This is a genomic window from Brevundimonas sp. (genome assembly GCF_032017145.1).
Taxonomy (GTDB): domain Bacteria; phylum Pseudomonadota; class Alphaproteobacteria; order Caulobacterales; family Caulobacteraceae; genus Brevundimonas.
This window is the reverse complement of sequence record NZ_DALZQC010000078.1, coordinates 1-16,971: the sequence shown is the minus strand read 5'-3', so window position 1 is coordinate 16,971 and position 16,971 is coordinate 1. Positions and strand designations below refer to the sequence as shown.

General features: G+C 67.9%; 14 protein-coding genes and 1 pseudogene. 4 read left to right on the top strand and 11 right to left on the bottom strand.

All coding sequences use genetic code 11. The features are described 5' to 3' along the window. Positions 1 to 162: 162 nt before the first annotated feature. Entirely contained in the window at positions 163 to 2,217 is a 2,055-nt protein-coding gene (locus RTU05_RS12810; protein ID WP_312598777.1) for a M13-type metalloendopeptidase, read from the bottom strand. Positions 2,218 to 2,388: 171 nt separating this feature from the next. Beyond that, positions 2,389 to 2,991 carry a phosphoribosylglycinamide formyltransferase gene (gene purN / locus RTU05_RS12805; RefSeq protein WP_312598776.1) on the bottom strand — a complete coding sequence of 201 codons (603 nt, stop codon included), beginning with the start codon at positions 2,989 to 2,991 and terminating at the stop codon, positions 2,389 to 2,391. A gap of 140 nt (positions 2,992 to 3,131) precedes the next feature. Between purN and RTU05_RS12800 the strand changes: the two genes are divergently transcribed. Continuing rightward, the gene (locus tag RTU05_RS12800) at positions 3,132 to 3,335 is read left to right on the top strand and encodes a hypothetical protein (protein ID WP_312598775.1); all 204 of its coding nucleotides are present in this window, start codon (positions 3,132 to 3,134) and stop codon (positions 3,333 to 3,335) included. A 90-nt stretch (positions 3,336 to 3,425) separates the two neighbouring features. Further along, complete coding sequence (locus tag RTU05_RS12795) at positions 3,426 to 4,745, top strand: S10 family serine carboxypeptidase-like protein (RefSeq protein WP_312598774.1); 1,320 nt, start codon at positions 3,426 to 3,428, stop codon at positions 4,743 to 4,745. A gap of 31 nt (positions 4,746 to 4,776) precedes the next feature. Here the strand turns inward: RTU05_RS12795 and purM are convergent, their stop codons facing one another. Beyond that, positions 4,777 to 5,814, bottom strand: coding sequence for a phosphoribosylformylglycinamidine cyclo-ligase (gene purM / locus RTU05_RS12790; RefSeq protein ID WP_312598773.1), 1,038 nt, complete (start codon positions 5,812 to 5,814; stop codon positions 4,777 to 4,779). 79 nt (positions 5,815 to 5,893) lie between these two features. Here purM and rnd point away from each other — a divergent pair, with 79 nt between their 5' ends. After that, on the top strand, positions 5,894 to 7,042 hold the full coding sequence (gene rnd / locus RTU05_RS12785; protein ID WP_312598772.1) for a ribonuclease D: 1,149 nt from the start codon (positions 5,894 to 5,896) through the stop codon (positions 7,040 to 7,042). 163 nt (positions 7,043 to 7,205) lie between these two features. Here rnd and RTU05_RS12780 read toward each other — a convergent pair whose 3' ends face one another. From RTU05_RS12780 to RTU05_RS12760, 5 genes are all read right to left on the bottom strand, one after another. Beyond that, positions 7,206 to 8,693 (bottom strand): Ppx/GppA phosphatase family protein, encoded by a 1,488-nt coding sequence (locus RTU05_RS12780; RefSeq protein WP_312598771.1) that lies wholly within the window; start codon positions 8,691 to 8,693, stop codon positions 7,206 to 7,208. Further along, a complete protein-coding gene (locus RTU05_RS12775) occupies positions 8,693 to 10,909 on the bottom strand; it encodes an RNA degradosome polyphosphate kinase (protein ID WP_312598770.1) in 2,217 nt (738 codons plus the stop codon). Before RTU05_RS12775 ends, RTU05_RS12780 begins: the two co-directional genes overlap by 1 nt. 96 nt (positions 10,910 to 11,005) lie before the next feature. Continuing rightward, on the bottom strand, positions 11,006 to 11,506 hold the full coding sequence (locus tag RTU05_RS12770; RefSeq protein WP_312598769.1) for a DUF3617 family protein: 501 nt from the start codon (positions 11,504 to 11,506) through the stop codon (positions 11,006 to 11,008). A 126-nt stretch (positions 11,507 to 11,632) separates the two neighbouring features. Then, entirely contained in the window at positions 11,633 to 12,307 is a 675-nt protein-coding gene (locus tag RTU05_RS12765) for a DnaA ATPase domain-containing protein (protein WP_312598768.1), read from the bottom strand. Between the two features lie 87 nt (positions 12,308 to 12,394). Further along, positions 12,395 to 12,682 carry a YciI family protein gene (locus tag RTU05_RS12760; protein ID WP_312598767.1) on the bottom strand — a complete coding sequence of 96 codons (288 nt, stop codon included), beginning with the start codon at positions 12,680 to 12,682 and terminating at the stop codon, positions 12,395 to 12,397. Between the two features lie 164 nt (positions 12,683 to 12,846). Here RTU05_RS12760 and aspS point away from each other — a divergent pair, with 164 nt between their 5' ends. Next, positions 12,847 to 14,679 carry an aspartate--tRNA ligase gene (gene aspS, locus RTU05_RS12755; RefSeq protein WP_312598766.1) on the top strand — a complete coding sequence of 611 codons (1,833 nt, stop codon included), beginning with the start codon at positions 12,847 to 12,849 and terminating at the stop codon, positions 14,677 to 14,679. Between the two features lie 61 nt (positions 14,680 to 14,740). Here the strand turns inward: aspS and RTU05_RS12750 are convergent, their stop codons facing one another. The 3 genes and pseudogenes from RTU05_RS12750 to RTU05_RS12740 all read right to left on the bottom strand — a co-directional run. Then, entirely contained in the window at positions 14,741 to 15,631 is an 891-nt protein-coding gene (locus RTU05_RS12750) for a pentapeptide repeat-containing protein (RefSeq protein WP_312598765.1), read from the bottom strand. Between the two features lie 81 nt (positions 15,632 to 15,712). Continuing rightward, positions 15,713 to 16,207 (bottom strand): pentapeptide repeat-containing protein, encoded by a 495-nt coding sequence (locus RTU05_RS12745; RefSeq protein ID WP_312598764.1) that lies wholly within the window; start codon positions 16,205 to 16,207, stop codon positions 15,713 to 15,715. Between the two features lie 57 nt (positions 16,208 to 16,264). Further along, a pseudogene (locus tag RTU05_RS12740) lies at positions 16,265 to 16,971 on the bottom strand (TSCPD domain-containing protein); the annotation flags it as partial.

Here is a 16,971-nt window from a genome sequence, read left to right as displayed (position 1 = left end):
GGCCATCGGCGGCAACACCGGCTCGACCGTGGCGGGCGCCGCCATCGGCGCCGTCGCCGGCGCGGCGACCAAGCCCCGCTAAATCCAGGGCCCAAGGCCCGGATGACAAAAAGGCCCGGAGCGTCCGCTCCGGGCCTTTTCTGCGTCCGACGTCGGGCGCGCTTACCAGATGCGCGCGCGGGCGTCCGGCGCGATATATTCCTTCTGGTCCGGCGAGACGCCGAAGGCGGCGTACCAGGCGTCGATGTTGCGCGGCGAGGTGGCGGCGCGCACCGGGCCGGGCGAGTGGGGATCGGTGGTCAACTGCTCCTTCAGCGCCGCCTCGCGCGACTTCTCGCGCCAGACCTGGGCCCAGCCCAGGAAGACGCGCTGATCGCCCGTCAGGCCGTCGATCACCGGCGCCGGCTGGCCGTTCAGCGACTTGTGATAGGCGTCCAGCGCCAGCAGCAGGCCGCCCAGGTCGGCGATGTTCTCGCCCATGGTCAGCTCGCCGTTGACGTGCACGCCGGGGATCGGCTCCAGCTTGTCGTAGATGGAGCCCAGCACCTTGGCGCGTTCCTCGAAGCGGGCGGCGTCTTCCGGCGTCCACCAGTCGCGCAACACCCCGTCGCCGTCCGACTTCCTGCCCTGGTCGTCGAAGCCGTGGGTGATCTCGTGTCCGATCACCGCGCCGATGCCGCCATAGTTGACGGCCGGGTCCGCGTTGGGATCGAAGAAGGGCGCCTGCAGGATGGCGGCCGGGAAGACGATCTCGTTGCGCGGCGGGTTGTAATAGGCGTTCACCGTCTGGGGCGTCATGCCCCATTCCAGCGGATCGACGGGCTTGCCGATCTTGCCGCGCTTGTAATCCCATTCGAAGGCGGCCGAGCGTTCGACGTTGCCGTACAGATCGTCGGGCTTCAGCTCCAGTCCGTCATAGCTGCGCCATTTGTCGGGATAGCCGATCTTCACCCCGAACTTGGACATCTTGTACAGCGCCTGTTGGCGCGTCGGCTCGCTCATCCAGTCGACGTGCTTCAGCCGCTCGGTCATGGCGTCGCGGATGTTGCCGACCAGGGCCTCCATCTGCGCCTTGGACGAGGCGGGGAAGTGCAGACGGACGTACTCCTGGGCCAGGACCTCGCCCAGCTGACCGTCGACCAGGGCCACGCCCCGGTTCCAGCGCGGTCGGTTCTCGGGCTGGCCGCGCAGCGCCTTGCCCCGGAAATCGAAGCGGCTGTCAACGAAGGTCTGCGACAGATAGGGGCTGGCCTGGTCGACCACGTTGAACGCCTGCCAGGCCTTCAGCGTCTCGATGGGGGTGTCGGCGAACACCTGGGCGATGCCGGGGATGGCGGTGTTCTCCATCAGCACCAGGGTCTCGACGTCCGACACCTTGGCGCCGGACAGGAAGGCGGCCCAGTCGACGCCGGGGGCGAGGGTCGGCAGGTCCGCCGCCTTGGCCGGATTGTACAGCTTGTCGATCTGGCGACGTTCGACCGTGGTCCAGTGCTTTTCGGCCACCCTGGTCTCGAAGGCCAGGATGTCGGCGGCGGACTTGGCCGGATCGGTCCAGCCGATGGCCGTCAGGGTGCGGGTCAGATAGGCCAGATAGGCCTCGCGCTGAGCGGCGAAGTCGGGCTTCAGATAGTAGTCGCGGTCCGGCAAGCCCAGGCCGCCCTGACCCAGATAGGCCGAGTTCATGTCCGGCTTCTGCAGGTCCTCGAACACGTCGATGCCGAACAGGGAGGCGCCGAAGCCTTCGTGGCTCTGACCCATCAGGCGGGCCATGCCGGCGTGGTCGGTGACGGCCTTGACCGCCGCCAGATCGGCGGCCAGCGGCGTCGCGGCCAACTGATTGACGCGGGCCTCGTCCATGAAGCTGGCGTAAAGGGCGCCGACCTTCTGGGCGTTGGCGTTGACCGGATTGGACGCGCTGGCCTCGATGATGGCCTTCAGTTGCGCCTGGGCGTTCTCGTACAGCACGTCGAACGGGCCGAAGCGGGCCTTGTCCGCCGGAATCTCGGTGGTGCGCAGATAGGTCCCGTTGGCGTATTCGTTGAAGTCGTCACCCGGCTTTACAGCCGTATCTCGCCCGGCCAGATCGAAGCCCCAGGTTCCGAACGGCGACGGCGCGCCCGGCAGACCGTGCGAATGCTCCTGGGCCGAGGCCGCGCCGCCGGTCAAGGCGACGACGATACAGGCCGAACAGGCGGCCATCAGACGAATGCGGTTCATGGAAGACAGGGTCCCGATTTTGATCGGCGGCACCATCGCGCCGGTGCGGCGGTCTGTCGCATGACGTTTTTGTAATCTTTAGGGCGGGTCGATCGGGAAGCGCAGCCCACTTGTTAATCCGTCATCCTAGGCACAAGGCCCAGGATGACGGATGGGGAGGAGGAAGGGGCCTTAACCCCGCCTCAAACCTCGGCAGAACGCGCCCAGCACCTGCGGATATAGCCCATGCTCCGCCGTCTTGACCCGTTCGGCCAAAGCCTCCGGCGTATCGTCCGCGATGATCGGCACGCGGGCCTGGCCCAGGATCGGGCCTTCATCGACGCCTTCCGTCACCAGATGCACGGTGCAGCCCGCCTCGGCGTCGCCGGCGGCGATGGCGCGGGCGTGGGTGTCGAGACCTGGATACAGCGGCAGAAGGCTGGGATGGATGTTCAGCATTCGCCCGCGCCAGCCGCCGACCAGCCAGGGCGTCAGCACCCGCATATAGCCGGCCAGGGCCACGACCTCGATCCCGGCGTCGCGCAGCACGGCGTCCACCGCCCGCTCATGCGCCTCGCGGTCCTTGCCGAACGGCTTGTGGGCCACGCTCGCGGTCGCCACGCCCTTGGCCGCCGCGATGGAAAGACCGCCCGCGCTTTCGATGTTCGATAGCACCAGCGCGACTTCGTAGCCGCTGTCCGGCGAATGCCCCGCGTCGATCAGCGCGGCCATGTTGGAGCCCGCCCCCGAGATCAGGACGGCGACGCGGGCGGGAGGGAGAGTGGAGGGCGACATGGCCCCGCCTTGGCCGGGTGGAGGGCGGTTGGCAAGACGAAAGGCGAATGCCCCTTGTCGTCGGACGCATCGGAACGTTAGCGTGTAACGTCGGCCGCGCGGCGAGGGGTTGCGGGCCGGCGCGTACAGGGGACCATCGCATGAACAGACTGATCTGCCTCGCGGCCATCGCCGCGATGCTGGGCGCGCCCGTGGCGGCGCGGGCGCAGGACAGCGGCGCCAACAACAGCAGCAGCGCCAACGGCGGGGGCGCGTCGATGCGCTCGGCGACCGACCGATTCCGCAACGCCAACGCCGAGGCCATCGAGAAGGACTGGGCCCGCCCCCCGGTGCAGGAGACCTAGGTCGTCACCGCCCATTCGGTCAACGCCCACGGCAAGACCCTGCGCTATCACGCGACGGCCGGCACCCTGACCATTCGCGACGATGCGGGGATGCCGACCGCCAGCCTGTTCTACACCGCCTATACGCTGGATGGTCAGCCGGTCGGCACGCGGCCGGTGACCTATCTATACAACGGCGGGCCAGGCTCTCCGACCGTGTGGCTGCATATGGGCTCGTTCGGGCCGATGCGGGTTCAGACCGACGAGCCGACCGTAGTCCGCCCCGCGCCCTTCGCCTTCGGCCCCAACGACCAGACCCTGCTGGACCAGACCGATCTGGTCTTCATCGACATGGTCGGGGCCGGTTTCTCGCGGCCGCTGGGCGAGACGCCCGGTTCGACCTTCTGGGGCGTGGACGGCGACGCCGACGCCTTCGCCCGCGCCATCATGCGCTACACGACCAAGTTCAGCCGCTGGTCCAGTCCGAAATACATCATCGGCGAATCCTACGGCACGCTGCGCACCGGGGCCGTGGCCTTCCAGTTGGAAGACCGCGGGATGTCGCTGAACGGGGTCGTTCTGCTGTCGTCGATCATGAACTACGGCGTGCGCCAGCCGGGCTATCCGCAGAACTTCGTCACCCTGCTGCCGACCTATGCGGCGACGGCCTGGTATCACAGGAAGCTGGCCAATCCGGCCGCGACGGTCGATGAACAGGTTCAGCGGGCGCGCGACTTCGCGCTGGGGCCCTACGCCTCCGCCCTGGCCAAGGGGCATATGATCTCTCAAGCCGAGCGCGCCGACATCGTGCGCCAGATGAGCGAACTGACCGGCCTGTCGACCACCTTCATCGACAACGCCAATATGCGCGTGGACCTGAGCAGCTTCCGCAAGGAACTGCTGCGCGACCGGCGCCAGACCATCGGCCGGCTGGACACCCGATACCTGGGCCTGGACGAGGACGCCTCGGGCGGCGAGCCCGAGGACGATCCGTCCAGCTCGGCCGTCACCGGGGCCTATTTCGGCATCTTCCGCGACTATGTAGCCAATCAGCTGAACTACAAGACCGACGTGGAATACCGGATGTCGGCGCGGGGCCTGCCGGGCTTCAACTGGAACTGGAGCCACCGTCCGCCGGTGGGCGGGCCGCAGACGACGCCGAACACAGCCATCGATCTGGCCACGGCGATGCGGCGCAATCCTTATCTCAAGGTCATGTCGCTGAACGGCTATTACGACGCCGCCACGCCCTTCTTCTCGACCGAGTTCGACCTGGCGCAGATGATGCTGGAGCCCAGCATCCGGCCGAGCCTTGAGTTCACCTACTACGAGGGCGGGCACATGATGTATCTGAGCCACGACGCCCTGGTGAAGCTGCACACCGATCTGTCGCGCTTCTACGCCGAGACGGCGAACGGCGGCGCGCGGTAGATTAGGAAGGTTAGGAAGGTTAGGAAGCGGCTCAGGCCGCTTCCAACTGTCCGCAGACGAAGGCGACCTCGCCGGCGTTGAGGAGGGCGGCCAGGACAGGCTCGGCGTTCTCGGGCGAGACGATCAGGATGAAGCCGACGCCGCAGTTGAAGGTGCGGCGCATCTCGTGGTCGCTGATGCCCCCGGTTTCGGCCAGCCACTGGAACACGGCGGGCATGGGCCAGGCGTCCCAGTCGAACTTGGCCTGCAGACCCTCGGCGATGCAGCGGGGCGGGTTTTCGATCAGGCCGCCGCCGGTGATGTGGGCTGCGCCCTTGACCAGGCCCGCCTTCATGATCGGCAGCACCGGCTTCACATAGATGCGGGTCGGCTCCATCAGGGCCTGGGCCAGCGAGCGGTCCTTGGCGAAGGGGGCGTCGTCGCCCCAGGCCAGGCCGGACTTCTCGACCACCTTGCGGACCAGCGAATAGCCGTTGGAGTGCGGGCCGGTGGAGGCCAGGCCGATGATGACGTCGCCCGCCGCCTGACGATCCATATAGGGCAGGGCGTGACCGCGCTCGACGGCGCCCAGGCTGAAGCCCGCCAGGTCATAGTCGCCTTCGGTGTACATGCCCGGCATTTCGGCGGTCTCGCCGCCGACCAGGGCGGCCCCGGCCTGGCGACAGCCCTCGGCGATGCCGGCGACGACGCGGCGGGCGGCGTCGATCTCAAGCCGGCCGGTGGCGTAATAGTCGAGGAACAGCAGCGGCTCGGCGCCCTGGGCCAGCAGGTCGTTGACGCACATGGCGACCAGATCGACGCCGACGCCGTCGTGACGGCCGGTCTCGATGGCGATCTTCAGCTTGGTGCCCACGCCGTCCGTCGTGGAGACGATCAGCGGATCCTCGAACCCTGCGGCCTTGAGGTCGAACAGGGCGCCGAAACCGCCCAGCGACGGCTCCGATCCCGGCCGCGCCGTGGACTTGGCCAGCGGCTTGATGTGTTCGACCAGCATTTCGCCGGCGTCGATGTCCACGCCGGCATCGGCGTAGGTCAGGCCGTTTTCGAGAGGCTTTTGGGTGTCGCTCATGGATCTTGGGCCTGGAATCGGGGCGGAAATGCAGCGCGGGTCTTGCCACACATGGGTTGCGGGGGGCTATAGCACCGGAATGACGCCGATCACCACCAATGAGGCGCTGGCCGAGTTCTGCGCCCGCGTATCCTCCGCCCCCTTCATCACGGTCGACACCGAGTTCATGCGGGAGACGACCTATTGGCCCCGGCTGTGCCTGATCCAGGCGGCCTCGGCCGACCATGCGGCCATCATCGACCCGATGGCCGAGGGGCTGGACCTGGAGCCGTTCCTGGACCTGTTGCGCGACGAGAAGATCGTCAAGGTCTTCCACGCCTGCCGTCAGGACGTGGAGATCTTCGTGCGGCTGGGCGCCATGCCCAAACCCCTGTTCGACACCCAGGTCGCGGCCATGGCCGCCGGATTCGGCGAACAGGTGGCCTATGATTCGCTGGTGCGGCAGACGCTGCGGATCGAGGTGGACAAGGGCAGCCGCTTCACCGACTGGGCGCGCCGGCCGCTGTCCGACAGCCAGCTGGTCTATGCGCTGGGCGACGTGACCCATCTGGCGGCCCTGTATCCCAAGCTGCGCGACCGGCTGCAGAAGGAAGGGCGGCTGGACTGGGTGATGTCGGAGATGGAAAGCCTGACCGATCCGGCCCTGTATGACACCAATCCCGAGAACGCCTGGAAGCGTCTGAAGCCCAAGAAATTCTCGGCCAAATATCTGGCGGCGTTCAAGGCCGTCGCCGTCTGGCGCGAGCGCGCGGCGCAGGAGCGCGACCAGCCGCGCGGCCGCATCCTGAAGGACGAGGGCGTGGACGAGATCGCCCAGCAGACCCCGACCGACCCGGACGCCTTCAACCGTCTGCGGTCTGTGCCCAAGGGCTTTGGCGGTTCGCGCCTGGGGCTGGAGCTGGCCGAGGAGCTGAAGCGCGTCCTGGCCGATCCCGAAGCCTTCGCGCCCGAGATGGCGCGCCCAGCCCACCGCCAGCCGGCCCCGCCGTCGGTGGTGGAACTGCTGAAGGTGCTGCTGAAGGCCAAGAGCGACAACGCCGGCGTGGCCTCCAAACTGATCGCCACGGTCGCGGACCTGGAGAAGATCGCCATCAGCGACGACGCCGACATCGACGCCATGAAGGGCTGGCGCCGCCAGATCTTCGGCGAGGATGCGCTGAAGCTGAAGCGCGGCGAAATCGCCCTGGTCCTGAACGGCGCACGGGTCGAGGTCGTTGAGATCGAGTAGCCAGAACGTCTCCTCCCTGCTTTGGGGGGAGGGGGACCGCGAAGCGGTGGAGGGGCTCTTTTAAGTCCCACAGGCGCCTGCGATGCGCTGAAGAACCCCTCCGTCACGGCGCTGAAGAAGCGCCGCGCCACCTCCCCACAGAGTGGGGAGGAGACGGTTTGACTTATATCTTCAGCCCCAGGTCCATCGCCTCGGCCAGCGCCTTGGCGCGCTTCTTGGTCTGTTCGCCCAGCAGGACGTCGGCGTAGCCTTCCGTCGCGGTCAGGCGCAGGTCGCCGCCCTTTACGCGCGCCGTGGCGTTGGCCAGCAGTTGCGGCGAGCGGCCGGACAGGTCGCAGGCCAGGCGTATGGCCAGGCCCAGGGCGCGGGCGCGTTTGGCCGCATCCCCGTCCAGCAGCCGGTCGATGACCTCGGGCTGGGGCGTGGCGGGCGCGCCGCCGTAGCGGGCGTTCATCGCGCTGGCCAGGAAGGCGCGCTCGACGTGGCTGATGCCGGCGACCGGGGCGCGCAGCACCTGGTCGAACACAAGCTCCAACCGGTGGTCGGGATGCAGCCGCGCGCCCAGGTCGGCCAGGCGGCAGGCGGCGCCGACCAGGACCGCGTCGCGTTCCGCCCCGAACACCTGCGGCAGGGCGGCGACGATCTCGGAAATCCAGCCGTTCAGCGCGCCGGGCAGGGCGGGGGCCACGCCCTGGCGGCCGCCCAGAGCCGAACAGCCCGCCAGCAGCGGATCAGCGGTCCGCGTCGCCTCGTCCAGCGTCTCGAACAACAGCCCTTCGCGCACGCCCCAGGCCGACATCTCGATCTGTTTCAGACCCAGATGTTTGATCAGCCCTTCCAGCACCAGGCCGGCGTAGGGCAGGGTCTCGGCGCGTTTCTTGGACACGCCGGGCAGTTTGGCCAGGCCGGCGACCGACTGCTGCGCCACCAGACGGGCCGTCTCAAGCGCGTCCTCGGCCGACATCTGATACTGATGCACGACCCGCAGCGGATAGGATTTCAGCGCCATCTGCACCTGGGCCAGGGTGCGCCAGGCGCCGCCCACGGCATAGAGGCGGTTGCTTCTGAACTGGGCCGCCACCGGTTTCAGCGCCTGGTCGATGCGGGCCTTGACGCGGGCGGCGTCAAACCCCTTGCCCTCGGCCAGGGCGAACGGCCCCAGCGGCAGGGTCAGACCATGCTCCACCCCGTCTCCGTTCAGCCGGGTCAACTCCAGACTGGCGCCGCCCATGTCGGCCGAGACGCCGTGGGCCTGAGGCGCGCCGGCCAGCACGCCCATGGCGGCGTATTTGGCCTCCTCCTCGCCCGACAGGACGCGGATGTTCAGCCCGGTTTCTGCGGCGACACGCTCGCAGAACTCCGGCCCGTCCAGCGCCTCGCGCACGGCGGCGGTGGCGGCGATCAGGGTCGCGTCCGGCCGCACCCCCTCCAGCACGGCGGCGAAGCGGCGCAGCGCCGTCATGGCCATGACCACCCCTTCCGGCGACAGTTTGCGCGTCGTCGGCAGGTCGCGGCCCAGGCCGGCCAGCACCTTCTCGTTATAGACGGTCCAGATCGCACGGCCTTCCAGCCGGTACAGCACCAGCCGCACCGAGTTGGAGCCGATGTCGATGGCCGCGATGTCGCGGTCGGTCAGCACGGCGTCGGGCATCAGCGGCCGGGACGCTCGTAACGAAGCACGGCGGGCAGGCTCTTGGCCTTGCGGCCGCGTCCCGAAAGGCTGGGATTGGTCATGAAATATTTGTGGGCCGAGAAGGGCCGCTCGGGATCGGCGGGCGTGACGCGGGTATAGCGCCCTTCGGCGTCCAGCACCCAGCTTTGGGCGTCGTCCTTCAGGTTTGCGACCATGATCTGGTCCAGCACCTGGTCGTGGACGGTGGCGTTGCGGATCGGCGTCATCAGCTCGACCCGGCGGTCCAGGTTGCGGGTCATCCAGTCGGCCGAGGAGATGAAGACCTTGGCCTTGTCGTGCGGCAGATCCTTGCCGTTGGCGAAACAGACGATGCGGCTGTGTTCCAGGAAGCGGCCGACGATGGACTTGACCCGGATGTTCTCCGACAGACCCGGCACGCCGGGCCGCAGGCAGCAGATGCCGCGCACCACCAGGTCGATCCGCACCCCCCACTGGCTGGCGCGGTAAAGGGCGTCGATGATCTCCACGTCCACCAGGGCGTTCAGCTTGACCCAGATGGCGGCGGGCTTGCCCATGGCGGCGGCCGACATCTCCTTGCCGATCAGTTCGATCAGGGTGGCCTTCATGTTCAGCGGCGACACCACCAGGGCTTCCAGATGGTCGGGCGTCGCATAGCCGGTGATGTAGTTAAACACCTTGGTCGCATCGCGTCCCAGGACGGGATCGCAGGAGAACAGCGACAGGTCGGTGTAAATCTTGGCCGTGACCGGGTGATAGTTGCCGGTGCCGAAGTGGCAATAGGTTTTCAGCGCATCGCCTTCGCGTCGCACCACGACGCTGACCTTGGCGTGGGTCTTGTATTCGACGAAGCCGAAGACGACGTGGACGCCGGCTCGCTCCATCGCCCGCGCCCAGCGCAGATTGGCCTCCTCGTCGAAGCGGGCCTTCAGTTCGACCAGGGCGGTGACGTTCTTGCCGTTCTCGGCCGCCTCGATCAGGGCGGCGACGATGGGGCTGTCCTTGGAGGTGCGGTAAAGGGTCTGTTTGATCGCGATGACGTTGGGGTCCCGCGCCGCCTGACGCAGGAACTGCACCACCACGTCGAAACTCTCGAACGGATGGTGGATCAGCATGTCCTTTTCGCGGATGGCGGCGAAGACGTCGCCGCCGTTGTCGCGAACCCGCTCGGGATAGCGCGGCTCATAGCCCTTGAACTTCAGGTCGGGATGGCCGCCGCCGATCAGGTCCGACAGCTGGGCCAGACCCAGCATACCGTCCACCAGAACCACGTCCTGGGGCGCCGCCTCCAGTTCGCCGACGATGAAGTCGCGCAGGTCGGCGGGCATGGACGCCTCGATCTTGACCCGAACGACCGAGCCCAGGCGCCGCTGCTTCAGCGCCTCCTCGAACTCCAGCACCAGGTCCTCGGCCTCTTCCTCGATCTCGATGTCCGAATCGCGGATCAGGCGCAGCACGCCCTTTTCCTGAACCTCGCAGCCGGGGAACAGGTGGTCGATGAACAGCAGCAGCACGTTTTCCAGCGTGATGAACCGCTTGTGCCCCGGCGTGGACCGGCCGTCGGTCGGCAGCTCCCAGAACCGGCGCACCTGGGTCGGCACAGGCACCAGGGCGTAGAAGGTCTTTGTCTCGCCCTTGCGCTTCAGCTTCAGCGCCAGCGAGAAGCCCAGGTTCGGCAGGAAGGGGAAGGGGTGCGCCGGGTCGATGGCCAGCGGCGTCAGCACCGCGAACAGCTGGTTCAGGAACTCGGGCTCCAGCCGCTCACGCTCGGTCTTGGTGATGCGCTGGCGGTCGACCACCTCGATGCCGGCGACGGTCAGCTCCTTCTTCAGCTGGCGCCAGCGCAGTTGTTGTTCGGCCATCAGTTCGCCGGCGGCGACATTGATCCGTTCCAGCTGCTCGGCCGGCGTCAGGCCGTCGGCGGACAGCACCCGCACCCGTTCGCGCAACTGTCCTTTCAGGCCGGCGACGCGGGTCATGAAGAACTCGTCCAGATTATTGGCCGAGATGGACAGGAACCGCAGCCGCTCCAGCAGCGGATGGTTGGGGTTGGCCGCTTCCTCCAGCACCCGCTCGTTGAAGGCCAGCCAGGAGGTCTCGCGATTGAAGAACCGGCTGGGCGAGGCCATCAGCTCTTCGCTGAGGGCCAACTGAGGGGCGCGAGAGGCGGGAACCTCTTCGCCTCGGGTGTCGTCGTGGATCGCGGCGTCGGTCATGTGCCGGTTCTCGCGCGCGTGTGTGACGGCCGCAAGCGGGCGCGGCGAAAATCGTGAAGCGCCGGGGCGACGCAGCGGCCGCCCCGGCGGTCGCGGTTACTGAACGATGGTGTTCGGCGCCGTGCCGGCCGGACAGTCGCCCAGGCGTTTGGCGTCGATGGTCATCTTCATTTCGGCCATGGCCGGCGGGACATTGGGGCCGGTGGTCTTGGTGGTGATGTCCACCTTATAGGCCGAGCGCATGTCGCCGGACACCTTGCCGTCCGACGTCACCGTCATGCCCTGGGCGTTGCAGACGGCGTGGAACTCGGCCCCGCCCGGCGCCGATTTGACGCTGTTCTCGCTGCAGGTCACACCTTGCTGGGGGGCGTTGAAGGGGTTGGAGCCGGGCGCGGTCTCGCCGATGCAGATCTTCATCGTCGTCGGCTGCGGCATCTGCGGGCCCGATACGGTCTGCTGCCACAGGCCCGGCTGCGGCGCGGGCATGGCGGCGGTTTCCGGCGCGGCGGTTTCGCCCTTGGCCGTCTTGGCGTCGTCGCCGTTGGAACAGGCCGCGAGCAGGGCGACGGCGGAGATCATGACAAGCTGAACACGCATTTGGACGTTTCCCGTTTGCTGGAGCGCAAGGTCGCTCCGGCGGCTCAACGCCAAGGCAAAGCTAAGCGTTCAAAGTTCAGCCACGATTCCCACTGCGAAGGTGTGCATATCCCGCATGTCGGGACGTCAGCCGGCGTCCATCGCGTCCAGCACCTGTCGGGCCAGGACGCGCGTGACCGGGCGGTGCAGGGCGTCCAGCCGCTCGACCACCGTGGCGGCGGCGTCGCCGGATCGGTCCAGACGGCGCACCAGATAGTCGACCACCTCGTCGGCCGGGGTGATGCTGCGCTCCGAGAAGCGCGCGCGCAGGATGGCCGACAGCACCGCGTCGTCGGGCGCCTGAACCGCCACGGTCCGCATCGCATCCAGCCGCGAGCGCAGGTCGGGCAGGGCGACCGACCACCGGCGCGGGGCCAGGCGCGACGTCATCAGCAGCGCCCCCCCGCCAGAACTGGCCAGGTTGATCAGGTGAAACAGGCTCTCGTCGTCGGCGTGGTCGGCGTCATCCAGCAGCACCGGCCGGCCCTCCAACTCCTGCGGGTCGATCAGGGCCGCCTCCGCGCCGGTCAGCGGCGCGGCCCCGACCCTTTCGGCCCAGTCGGCGGCCAGGCGGCTCTTGCCCGATCCGGCCGGCCCATGCAGCGCCAGAACCGCCCCGACCCCGTCCGGCCAGCGGCCCAGCACGGCGGCCGCCTCGGCGTTGCTGTCCGACACCACGAAGGCTTCGCCCACGGCATGACGCTCCAGCGGCAGACGCAGCTGTTCGGAGGCGGGACGGGACGGGGCGCTCAGCGCGGTCATGACCCCGTCATAGCAGAGGCCGGGATTAACCGCGTCGGCGCCCCTCTGTTGGTTCCGGGGAGGGAAGCCGCGTCGCTGTGGATGAAATCAGGCGAACGGGGCCAGGGCGGGGTTCAGCTTGCCGGCCTTGAACTCCGTCACCGCATAGTCGGCCAGACCGTGGACCTGGAACGGGTCGTCCTTCAGCAGGGTCTCCAACTCTTCCTTCGTGCCCCGGCTGGCGACGACCAACACCCCGCCGGTGCGCGGAACCATCGGCCCCGCGGCGATGACCAGCCCGCTGGCCACGTGCTGGTCCAGCCATTCGCGATGCTCGAGCGTCCGCGCCTCGATGGCTTCGATCGGCTGGGTGTAGGTGATGGTGACGATGAACATGGCGGCCTCTTCAACGCGATGGGCACCAGATATCGTTCGCGGCGCGGGGCTTTGCAACGGCTGAAACCTTGACTTTCCGGGGCGATGATGCGCCCTACGCCGCTTCGATTTCCGGCGCCGACGGCGACGGATTCCACCGCCAAAGTCTCCAGACGGTTCGTTCCATGCACGCCTATCGCTCTCACACCTGCGGCGCGCTTCGCGCCTCCGACGCCGGTTCCGCCGTCCGCCTGTCCGGCTGGGTGCACAGGAAGCGCGACCACGGCGGCCTGCTGTTCATCGACCTGCGCGACCACTACGGCCTGACCCAGCTGGTTCTGCACCCCGAGACGCCGGGCTTCGCCGCCGTCGAGCGCCTGCGCGCAGAGAGCGTCATCAAGGTGGACGGCGAGGTCGTGGCCCGTGACGCCTCGGTGGTGAACCCCAACCTTCCGACCGGCGAGATCGAGGTGCGCGTCCAGGGCGTCGAGGTCCTGTCCGAAGCAGCCGAACTGCCGATGCCGGTCTTCGGCGATCAGGAATATCCCGAGGACATCCGTCTGGCCAACCGCTTCCTGGACCTGCGCCGCGAGCGTCTGCACAAGAACATCGTCCTGCGTTCGCGTGTGATCTCCTCGATCCGTCAGCGCATGGTCGGCCAGGGCTTCCTGGAATATCAGACCCCGATCCTGACGGCCTCGTCGCCGGAAGGCGCCCGCGACTTCCTGGTGCCGTCGCGCCTGCATCCGGGCAAGTTCTATGCGCTGCCTCAGGCGCCCCAGCAGTTCAAGCAGCTGCTGATGGTCTCGGGCTTCGACCGTTATTTCCAGATCGCGCCCTGCTTCCGCGACGAGGACCTGCGCGCCGACCGTTCGCTGGAGTTCTACCAACTCGACGTCGAGATGAGCTTCGTGACCCAGGAAGACGTCTTCGCCGCCATCGAGCCGCTGATGCACGGCGTGTTCGAGGAGTTCGGCGAGGGAAAGCCGGTTTCGCCCATCGACCAGCCGCACGTCTTCACCAACGACTTCGGCGAGACGTTCGAGCACGAGGGCTTCGAGCGCCTGACCTACGCCCAGTCGATGGCCTGGTACGGTTCGGACAAGCCGGACCTGCGTAACCCGATCAAGATGCAGGTGGTGTCTGACCACTTCCGCGACGGCGGCTTCGGCTTGTTCGCCAAGATCCTGGGCGCGGACGACAAGAACGCCGTCTGGGCCATCCCGGCGCCGACCGGCGGCAGCCGCGCCTTCTGCGACCGCATGAACAGCTGGGCGCAGGGCGAGGGCCAGCCCGGCCTGGGCTATATCTTCTGGTCCGAGGATCAGGGCGCCTGGGGCGGCCCCATCGCCAAGAACCTGGGCCAGGAGCCGACCGAGGCCCTGATGTCGTCGCTGGGCCTGGGCCAGGGCGACGCCGCCTTCTTCGTCGCTGGCCTGCCGGCGACCTTCGCCAAGTTCGCCGGCCTGGCTCGCACTCGCGTGAGCACCGAGCTGAAGCTGGTCGACGAGAACCAGTTCAAGTTCTGCTGGATCGTCGACTTCCCCATGTTCGAATGGTCGGAAGAGGAGAAGAAGGTCGACTTCAGCCACAACCCCTTCTCCATGCCGCAGGGCGGGCTGGAGGCCCTGGAGAACCAGGATCCGCTGACCATCCGGGCCTATCAGTACGACATCGTCTGCAACGGCTATGAGCTGTGCTCGGGCGCCATTCGGAACCACAAGGCCGAGATCATGCTGAGGGCCTTCGAGATCGCCGGCTACGACGCCTCGGTGGTCGAGGAGCAGTTCGGCGGCATGTTGAACGCCTTCCGCTTCGGCGCCCCGCCGCACGGCGGCCTGGCCCCCGGCATCGACCGCATCGTCATGCTGCTGGCCGGCGAGACGGCCATCCGCGAGGTCATCGCCTTCCCGCTGAACCAGCAGGGCGAGGACCTGCTGATGAACGCCCCGACCGAGGCCGAGGAGCGGCAGCTGAAGGACGTCCACATCCGCACCGCCTTGCCGATCAAGGTCTGATCGGCGCGGTCATCGCCGAAAAGAAGAAGGGGACGCCCGCCCGGCTCCCCTTTTTTGCTGTTCAGTTCTCGGCGACCGAGACGAAGTTCCTGACCCGAGGCGGCGCGGGCGGGGCCGGCGGGGTGCGGATCACCCGGATCGAACTGCTGCGGCAGGCCTGGGCCGTCAGCCCGCCGGGCAGGCGGGTCGAGCCGTCGCCGCACGCCGTCCTGATCTGATCCTGGGTCAGGCCGCGCGCGCCGGACAGGTCGGCGCCGCGAATGTCCGTCCGGTGCATCGACGCCTCGGAAAAGTCTGTCCGGGAGAAACGTCCGCCGGTCAGACGGGCGCCGTCCAGCGTCGATCCGGTGAAGCGGGCATTGCTGAAATCGCCGGACGACAGGTTGGAGGCATGGATTTCGGCGCCGGTGAAGTCGGCGCCCACGGCGACGACATTGGCCAGGGTCGCGCCGAACAGTTCCGCGCCGATGAACTTGGCGCCGGACAGGGTTGCGCCGTTGAAGTTGACCCCGTGCATTTGGGCGCCCGAGATTTCGGCTCGGCTCATATTGGCGCGCACGAAGCCGGCCCCCTGGGCTTCGGCCCCGGTCAGGACCGCGCTGGTGAAGTTGGTCGAGCCGAAGTTGGCTCCGATAATCTGGACGCCCGACAGATTGGCGCGGCTGAAGTCGCTGCCCGAGAAGTTGGAGCCCATCATCTCGGCGCCGCGCAGATTGGCCCCGACCAGGGTGGCGTTCATGAAGCTGGCGCCGGTGAAGGTGGCGCCCGACAGGTTGCGACCCGACAGTTCGCAGCGGTTGCACGATCCGCCCAGCGACACGGTTCGGGCCACGTCCCGGTCCTGCATCGACATCTCGACCCCGGCCATGGCGGGAGACGCCATCAGGGCGGCGCCCAGCGCCAGCAGGGCCAGGGCGGGTCGAAACCGGATATGTTCGGCGATCTGTCTCACGAGACCTGAATGCCCCGAAACCCCTGCGCCACCTACTTAAATCGAGGTAACTTCGTTAAATCGCGGCAAGGTCGGCGGCCCTCAGCAGGCGGGAATGCGAAGGCCGCGGGGCAGGACGGTGGAGCCGTCGCCGCACGCCTGGTTCAGCTGGCCCTGCGTCAGGCCCGTGGCCCGCGCCAGTTGGGCGCCCGACAGGTTCGTGCCCGACAGGGTCGCGCCCGAGAAGTTCGCGCCTTCCAGATAGGCGCCCACGAAACTGGCGTTGGTCAGGTTGGCGCGCGTGAAGTTGGAGCCGGAGAAGACCCCGCCATAGCCCTCCACGTCGCGCAGATCGGCGCCGGAGAAGCGGGTGCGGTTCATCACGCTCAGGCTCATGTCCGATTGACGCAGGCGCGACCCGGCCAGGTTCAGCCCGCGCGCCTCCAGGCCCGAGAAATCGCCCTGGAACAGGTTGCAGCCGGCGCAGGAGGCCCCGCGCCGGACGCTGGCGATCTGGCCCGCATTCTGGGCCAGGACGGGCGTCGCGGCGGCCACGAAGGCGGTTGCGATCAGGCCGAGAGAGAGTGTGCGTTTCATGGACCGGGCTCCGACGTTTGATCGTCCTGAAGCAAACCCTAGGCCATAACCCTTAACCTACCCCTGATCCCCGCCCTTCAGCATCGGCGCGGCTCCGCAGGTGTCGCAGGTCCAGCCGCCGCCGCGCTGTTGCAGGGTGAAGTCGCCGCAGGCGGGGCAGGCGACGGCTTCGCCCGACGTCGAGGCGCGGGCCTCCGGCTCTGCCTTCTTGCCGAACGGCAGGACCACCAGATTGTCGGGCGCGGACCCGCGCGCGAACCCCTTGGAGATGAAGCGGGCGGCGGGCACGGCCTGGCCCTGCGGCGCGGCGCCCTCCAGCCCGTCGCCGTCCATCGCCTCGGCCTCGCCATTGGCCAGTTCGTGCCGGTCCAGATAGGAGACGCCCAGCTCGCGGAAGATGTAGTCCAGGATCGAGGTGGCCGAGCGGATGGAATCGTTGCCCGTCACGCGGCCCGCCGGTTCGAACCGGGTGAAGACGAAGGCGTCCACGAACTCGTCCAGCGGCACGCCGTATTGCAGGCCGATGCTGATCGCGATGGCGAAGTTGTTCATCAGGCTGCGGAAGGCGGCGCCTTCCTTGTGCATGTCGATGAAGATCTCGCCCAGTTCGCCGTCCTCGTATTCGCCGGTGTGGATATAGACCTTGTGGCCCCCCACGGCGGCCTTCTGGATATAGCCCTTGCGGCGGTCGGGCAGTTTGCGGCGGGCGCGCTCGCGCTCGACCACCCGTTCCACCACCCGCTCGGTCGGGCGCGGCGTCTCGC